Below are 6,143 nucleotides of genomic sequence, written 5' to 3' on the forward strand. Positions count from 1 at the left end.
AGGTCCTGTCCCTGATCCGCGGCTGACCCGCTCCGGCTCCGCCTGTTCCCGCCTCGCCGGCGTTCGAGGCGTGGGTCCGGGCGGAGCCCGGTGCCGTGCGGAGCCGGGATCTCCCGCCCCCGCACCCCACCGAGGCACCCGCCTCGGCCCGCACCCGACCCGGCCCCACGACACCGCACCGCCGCGGACTCGGCGGTACGCTGACCTCGCCCCACCCACACGCCCGAAGGGAACCGCCCCATGCCGCTCGAAGCCGGCCTCCTGCAGATCCTCGCCTGCCCCGCCTGCCACTCTCCTCTCGAGGACAAGTCGGCCGACGAGACGGCCCCCGAGCTGATCTGCACCGGCCAGGACTGCGGCCTCGCGTACCCGGTCCGTGACGGCATCCCGGTGCTCCTCGTGGACGAGGCCCGCCGCCCCGCCTGACCCCTGCCGCGCGCCCCGGAACACGGGCACACGCAGACGCTGAGACCGATTCCGCCACCCTGGATCCGTCAACACCGCCGGAGGCCGCCATGCTCGACGAGTCGCTCCTCGACGCACCGGACGATCTCGCCCGCGTCGACCGCCGGGGCCTGCTCCGCGGTGCGGCCGAGGCCGGGGCCAGAGTCCGTACCGCCGCCCGGCACGCGAACGAGGCGGGCCTCGCCGAGCTGCGCCCCGACGGCCGTCCGCGCTCCGTCCTGATCGCCGGGCCCGGCACCGCCGCCACCGGCGTCGCCGACCTGCTCGGCGCCCTCGCCGGAGCCTCCGCGCCGGTCATCCGGCTGGACCCCACCGGCGTCGCCCACGCGGCCGGCGCGCTGCGCTGGGTGCTGCCCGGCTGGGCCGGCCCCGTCGACCTGCTGCTCCTCGCCACCACCGACGGCACCGAGCCCGGGCTCGCCGTCCTCGCCGAGCAGGCCTACCGGCGCGGCTGCACCGTCGTCGCCGTCGCCCCCGAACGCTCCCCGCTGAGCGAGGCGGTGGACGGTGCGCACGGGCTCCTCGTACCGATGGCCAAGGCCCCGTACCAGGAGTACGACGAGTCCGCCGCGGCCGGCCCGGGCGCCCTGTGGGCCCTGCTGACGCCCCTGCTGCTGCTCCTCGACAGGGTCGGCCTGATCACGGCCGCCCCGGACACCCTGCAGCTCGTCGCCGACCGGCTCGACCGGACCGCCGAACGCTGCGGACCCGCCATCGCCACCTACTCCAACCCGGCGAAGACCCTCGCCGCCGAGCTGGCCGACGCCCTCCCGCTCATCTGGAGCGAGGGCACCGGCGCCGCCCCCGCGGGCCGCCGGTTCGCCGCCACCCTCGCCGAGCTCGCCGGCCGCCCGGCCCTGTCCGCGGTGCTGCCCGAGGCGTTGCCCGCCCACGGCGTCCTGCTCGCCGGGGCCTTCGCCGCCGGCGCCGACCCCGACGACTTCTTCCGTGACCGGGTCGAAGAGCCCCAGGCCCTTCGCGCCCGCATCGTCCTGCTGCGTGACCGGCCGACCGGCGGCCTCACCGCCGCCCCCGCCGCACGCGAGCTCGCCCACAGCCACGACACGGCCGTCAGCGAGCTCGAACCGGAGGAGGGCGTCGAGCTGGAGCAGCTCGCCGAACTCCTCGCCGTCACGGATTTCGCCACCGCCTACCTGGCGTTGGCTTCCCGGGGACACAGCTGAGGTACTGAAGTCCCCAGCTCTATCCAGGAAGACGACGATGGACCGCCTGACGAACACGATCCGCCCCTACGCCTGGGGATCCACCACGGCCATCCCCACGCTGCTCGGTGTCGAGCCGACCGGTGAGCCCCAGGCCGAATTGTGGATGGGAGCCCACCCGGGCGCCCCCTCACGCCTCGACCGCGGTGCGGGCGAGCAGGCGCTCTCGGACGTCATCGCCGCCGATCCCGAGGGCGAGCTGGGCGCCGCCACCGTCGCCAAGTTCGGTCCCCGGCTGCCCTTCCTGTTCAAGATCCTCGCCGCCGGCGCCCCCCTCTCCCTCCAGGTCCACCCCGACCTCTACCAGGCCCGGGCGGGCTTCGAGGACGAGGAACGCCGCGGTGTCCCGGTCGACGCGGAGCACCGCAACTACAAGGACCCCAACCACAAGCCCGAGATGATCTGCGCGCTCACCGCGTTCGACGGGCTGTGCGGCTTCCGGCCGCCCCTGGAGGCCGCGGACCTGCTGGCGGGCCTGGACGTGGACAGCCTCAAGCCGTACGTCGACCTGCTGTGCGCCCACCCCGAAGAGGCGGCCCTGCGGGAGATGCTGACGGCCGCACTGACCGCGGACCGCGCCGAGACGGCCCGTACCGTGCACGAGGTCGCCGCGGCCGTCACGCGCCTCGGCGGCCCGTACGCCCCGTACGCCACCCTGGTCCACCACTTCCCGGGCGATCCGGGAGTCATCGCGGCCATGCTGCTCAACCACGTCCGACTCCAGCCCGGCGAGGCGATGTTCCTCGGCGCCGGCGTCCCGCACGCCTACATCGACGGCCTCGGCGTCGAGCTGCTGGCCAACTCGGACAACGTGCTGCGTGCCGGACTCACCCCCAAACACGTGGACGTGCCCGAACTGCTGAGGATCGCGAGGTTCGAGCCGGGCGACCCGAACCTGCTGCGCCCCGAGGGCGACGGCGAGGAGGTCTACGTGACCCCCATCGACGAGTTCCGGCTCTCCCGCTTCCTGCTCGCGCCCGGAGGCGCCTCCCAGGTGCTCCCGGACGGGACCCCGCAGATCCTGCTCTGCACGGCCGGCTCCCCGCAGGTCGGCGAACTGGCCCTGACGCCCGGCGAGTCCGTCTTCGTACCGGCGGGCGAAAAGGTCGAACTGTCCGGAACCGGGACGGTCTTCCGGGCCACCGTGGTGGTCTGACGTAGCGTCCGTCCCACCGGCTGCAACAATGTGCGGCCGGTAGTCAGTGGCTAGGAAGGACATCCTGCACCCATGAGCGCGTCGGGCGGTACCAGGGCGATCGTGGCGGCACTCGCCGCCAACCTCGCCATCGCTGTAGCCAAATTCGTGGCATTCCTCTTCAGCGGCTCCTCGTCGATGCTCGCGGAAAGCGTCCACTCGCTGGCCGACTCCGGGAACCAGGGGCTGCTGCTCCTCGGCGGGAAGAAGGCGCAGCGCGAGGCGACGCCGCAACACCCCTTCGGGTACGGGCGCGAGCGCTACATCTACGCCTTCCTGGTCTCCATCGTGCTCTTCACCGTCGGTGGCATGTTCGCCATCTACGAGGGCTACGAGAAGATCCACGACCCGCACGAGATCACCAACTGGTACTGGCCCGTCGGCGTCCTCCTCTTCGCGATCATCGCGGAGTCCTTCTCCTTCCGCACCGCGATCAAGGAGTCGAACCAGATCCGGGGCCAGCAGACCTGGACCCAGTTCGTCCGCCGCGCCAAGGCCCCCGAGCTGCCGGTCGTCCTCCTGGAAGACCTCGGCGCGCTCGTCGGCCTGGTACTGGCGCTCGGCGGTGTCGGTCTCGCCCTGCTGACCGGCGACGGCATCTGGGACGGCATCGGCACCCTGTGCATCGGTGTGCTGCTGATCGCCATCGCCATCGTGCTGGCCGCCGAGACCAAGTCCCTGCTGCTCGGTGAGGCGGCCGGGATCGAGGACGTGGAAAAGATCAAGGCCGCGGTGGTCGACGGGGACGTCGTCACCCGCGTGATCCACATGCGCACCCTGCACCTGGGCCCGGAGGAGCTGCTGGTCGCGGCCAAGATCGCGGTCGAGGGCAACGACACCGCGACCGAGGTGGCCGACGCGATCAATGCCGCCGAGGCCCGCATCCGCGAGGCGGTCCCGATCGCCCGGGTGATCTACCTGGAGCCGGACATCTACCGGCCGGAAGCGGCCAAGTAGCGAAGACGAGTAGCGAAGACGAGTAGCGAAGAACGGCCGAAGGCCCCCGCGAGCAGCAGCCCGCGGGGGCCTTCGGCTCTCTCCCGGCCCTTACGGTTCCTCGACGTGCACGGCGCCCCAGACGGGCCCGGTGGCCACGGGCTTCCGCCGCCGCACCACCAGTGCGGCTATCCCCAGCCCGATTCCCACAGGCAGGAGGAGCACGCCGGTGTTGACGGTCAGCCCGAGGATCCAGATCAGCGGATCGTTCTCGTCGATCCCGGTGTTGACCCCGATCACCGCGGACACCGGCAGGGTCCCCTCGTGCAGCTGCGGGTGGAACCGGGAGTCCGCGGAGTCGCCGCGGTTGTCACCCAGGATGAACACCCGGCCGTGCGGCACCGATACGGCGAAGGCGACTCCACCGGCCCCGGGGGCGCCGTCCTCCACGTACGACTCGTTCAGCGGCTGACCGTTGAGGGTCAGTGTCGGGTCGCCCTCCGCGTAGGCGATGTGATCGCCGCCCACCGCCACCACGCGGCCGATGAACAGACCCGTCAGTCCCCACGCGTCAGGGTCGTAGGCCACCACGTCACCGCGCCGGACCTCCGAAGGCTCCTTCTCCACTATGAGGAGCTCCTCGCGGGCCAGCGTCGGCAGCATGTTGCCGTCACCCACCTGCACCGGCATGAACCGGCTCACCATGAACACGACCGGTCCGGCGATCAGTGCGACGCCGAGCACCAGCAGGGCGATCGCCCAGATCCCCCGTTTGCGACCAGGCCTGCGTGCCATGAGTTCCCCACCCCTTCCAGCGATATGACTGGCTGGAAGAATATGTTCTGGCCGAATCCGTACTTCCCGCCCGGGAGGCTGGCCGATCTCGCGCAGCACGTCCAGGATCGCCCGCTCGTCCCGGGCGGCCCCCAGGCGCTCGCGGAAGGCGGCGTCCATCAGCTTGCGCGACAGCAGCGCCAGGATCCGCAGGTGTTCGTCGCCGCCGCGGCCTCCGGCACCGAGATCATGAAGAGCAGCCCGGTCCGCGATGGGCTTCGCATCAGAGCCATCTCGCGGATCGCGGCCCCCTTGGGCTCAGCGGCCAGCTCGGTCCGGACGGTCTGCCCGGCGGGTGCGGTGGGCGAGTCCAGCCCGCGTACGTCCGTACCCGTGCCAGTACCCATACCCCGTACCCGTACCCGTACCCGTACTGGCACTGGCACCCGCACCGGTGACGAACGGGCCGACCGCGATCGATTCCTCGTCTGACTGGGGCTCACTCGGCCGATCGGTGTAGATTCGTGGTCAGTGTCAGGCGTCGCTGCTGATGGCGGGTCGGGCGGTCCTTGCGACCGGCCGAGGGGAGAGAGGACCCCCGACGGACTGTGCTCGGTGTCCCGTCCCCAGGACGGCGCACGGCTCAGCCGTACCCACCCTCTCGAACCATGAGGAGCAGCACCCATGGACTTCAAGGTCGCAGACCTCTCCCTTGCCGTGTTCGGCCGCAAGGAGATCACCCTGGCCGAGCACGAGATGCCGGGCCTGATGTCGATCCGCGCGGAGTACGCGCAGGCCCAGCCGCTGGCCGGCGCCCGCATCACCGGTTCGCTGCACATGACCGTGCAGACGGCCGTGCTCATCGAGACCCTCGTCGCCCTCGGCGCCGACGTCCGCTGGGCCTCCTGCAACATCTTCTCCACCCAGGACCACGCGGCCGCCGCCATCGCGGTGGGCCCGAACGGCACGCCGGAGAACCCGCAGGGCGTACCCGTCTTCGCCTGGAAGGGCGAGACGCTGGAGGAGTACTGGTGGTGCACGGAGCAGGCGCTGACCTGGCCGAACACTCCCACCGGCGGCCCGAACATGATCCTCGACGACGGTGGTGACGCCACCCTCCTCGTCCACAAGGGCGTCGAGTTCGAGAAGGCCGGCGCGGCCCCGGACCCGTCGACGGCGGACTCCGAGGAGTACGCCCACATCCTCACCCTGCTCAACCGCACCCTCGGTGAGGCTCCGCAGAAGTGGACGCAGCTCGCGTCCGAGATCCGCGGTGTGACGGAGGAGACCACCACCGGTGTGCACCGTCTGTACGAGATGATGTCCGAGGGCAGCCTGCTGTTCCCGGCGATCAATGTGAACGATGCCGTCACGAAGTCGAAGTTCGACAACAAGTACGGCTGCCGTCACTCCCTGATCGACGGCATCAACCGTGCGACCGACGTTCTGATCGGCGGCAAGGTCGCGGTCGTCTTCGGTTACGGCGACGTCGGCAAGGGCTGCGCCGAGTCCCTGCGCGGCCAGGGCGCCCGCGTCGTCATCACCGAGAT

General features: G+C 71.4%; 7 protein-coding genes. 5 read left to right on the forward strand and 2 right to left on the reverse strand.

All coding sequences use genetic code 11. The features are described 5' to 3' along the window. Positions 1–240 precede the first annotated feature (240 nt). From ACIQZO_RS40225 to ACIQZO_RS40240, 4 genes are all read left to right on the forward strand, one after another. A complete protein-coding gene (locus ACIQZO_RS40225) occupies positions 241–426 on the forward strand; it encodes a Trm112 family protein (RefSeq protein WP_030015246.1) in 186 nt (61 codons plus the stop codon). Between the two features lie 89 nt (positions 427–515). Next, a complete protein-coding gene (locus tag ACIQZO_RS40230; RefSeq protein WP_403636352.1) occupies positions 516–1,649 on the forward strand; it encodes an SIS domain-containing protein in 1,134 nt (377 codons plus the stop codon). A gap of 37 nt (positions 1,650–1,686) precedes the next feature. Beyond that, complete coding sequence (gene manA / locus ACIQZO_RS40235) at positions 1,687–2,844, forward strand: mannose-6-phosphate isomerase, class I (RefSeq protein ID WP_403636354.1); 1,158 nt, start codon at positions 1,687–1,689, stop codon at positions 2,842–2,844. Positions 2,845–2,916: 72 nt separating this feature from the next. Further along, on the forward strand, positions 2,917–3,840 hold the full coding sequence (locus ACIQZO_RS40240) for a cation diffusion facilitator family transporter (protein ID WP_403636356.1): 924 nt from the start codon (positions 2,917–2,919) through the stop codon (positions 3,838–3,840). 90 nt (positions 3,841–3,930) lie between these two features. Here the strand turns inward: ACIQZO_RS40240 and lepB are convergent, their stop codons facing one another. Together lepB and ACIQZO_RS40250 are read right to left on the reverse strand one after the other, a co-directional pair. Next, entirely contained in the window at positions 3,931–4,614 is a 684-nt protein-coding gene (gene lepB, locus ACIQZO_RS40245; protein ID WP_403636358.1) for a signal peptidase I, read from the reverse strand. A gap of 158 nt (positions 4,615–4,772) precedes the next feature. Continuing rightward, positions 4,773–5,000: a hypothetical protein gene (locus tag ACIQZO_RS40250; protein WP_403636360.1), complete on the reverse strand. Its 228-nt coding sequence runs from the start codon at positions 4,998–5,000 to the stop codon at positions 4,773–4,775. A 277-nt stretch (positions 5,001–5,277) separates the two neighbouring features. Here ACIQZO_RS40250 and ACIQZO_RS40255 point away from each other — a divergent pair. After that, on the forward strand, positions 5,278–6,143 hold an 866-nt coding region (locus ACIQZO_RS40255), incomplete at its 3' end, for an adenosylhomocysteinase (protein WP_403636362.1).

It is taken from the genome of Streptomyces sp. NPDC097617, assembly GCF_044761485.1.
Lineage (GTDB): Bacteria > Actinomycetota > Actinomycetes > Streptomycetales > Streptomycetaceae > Streptomyces.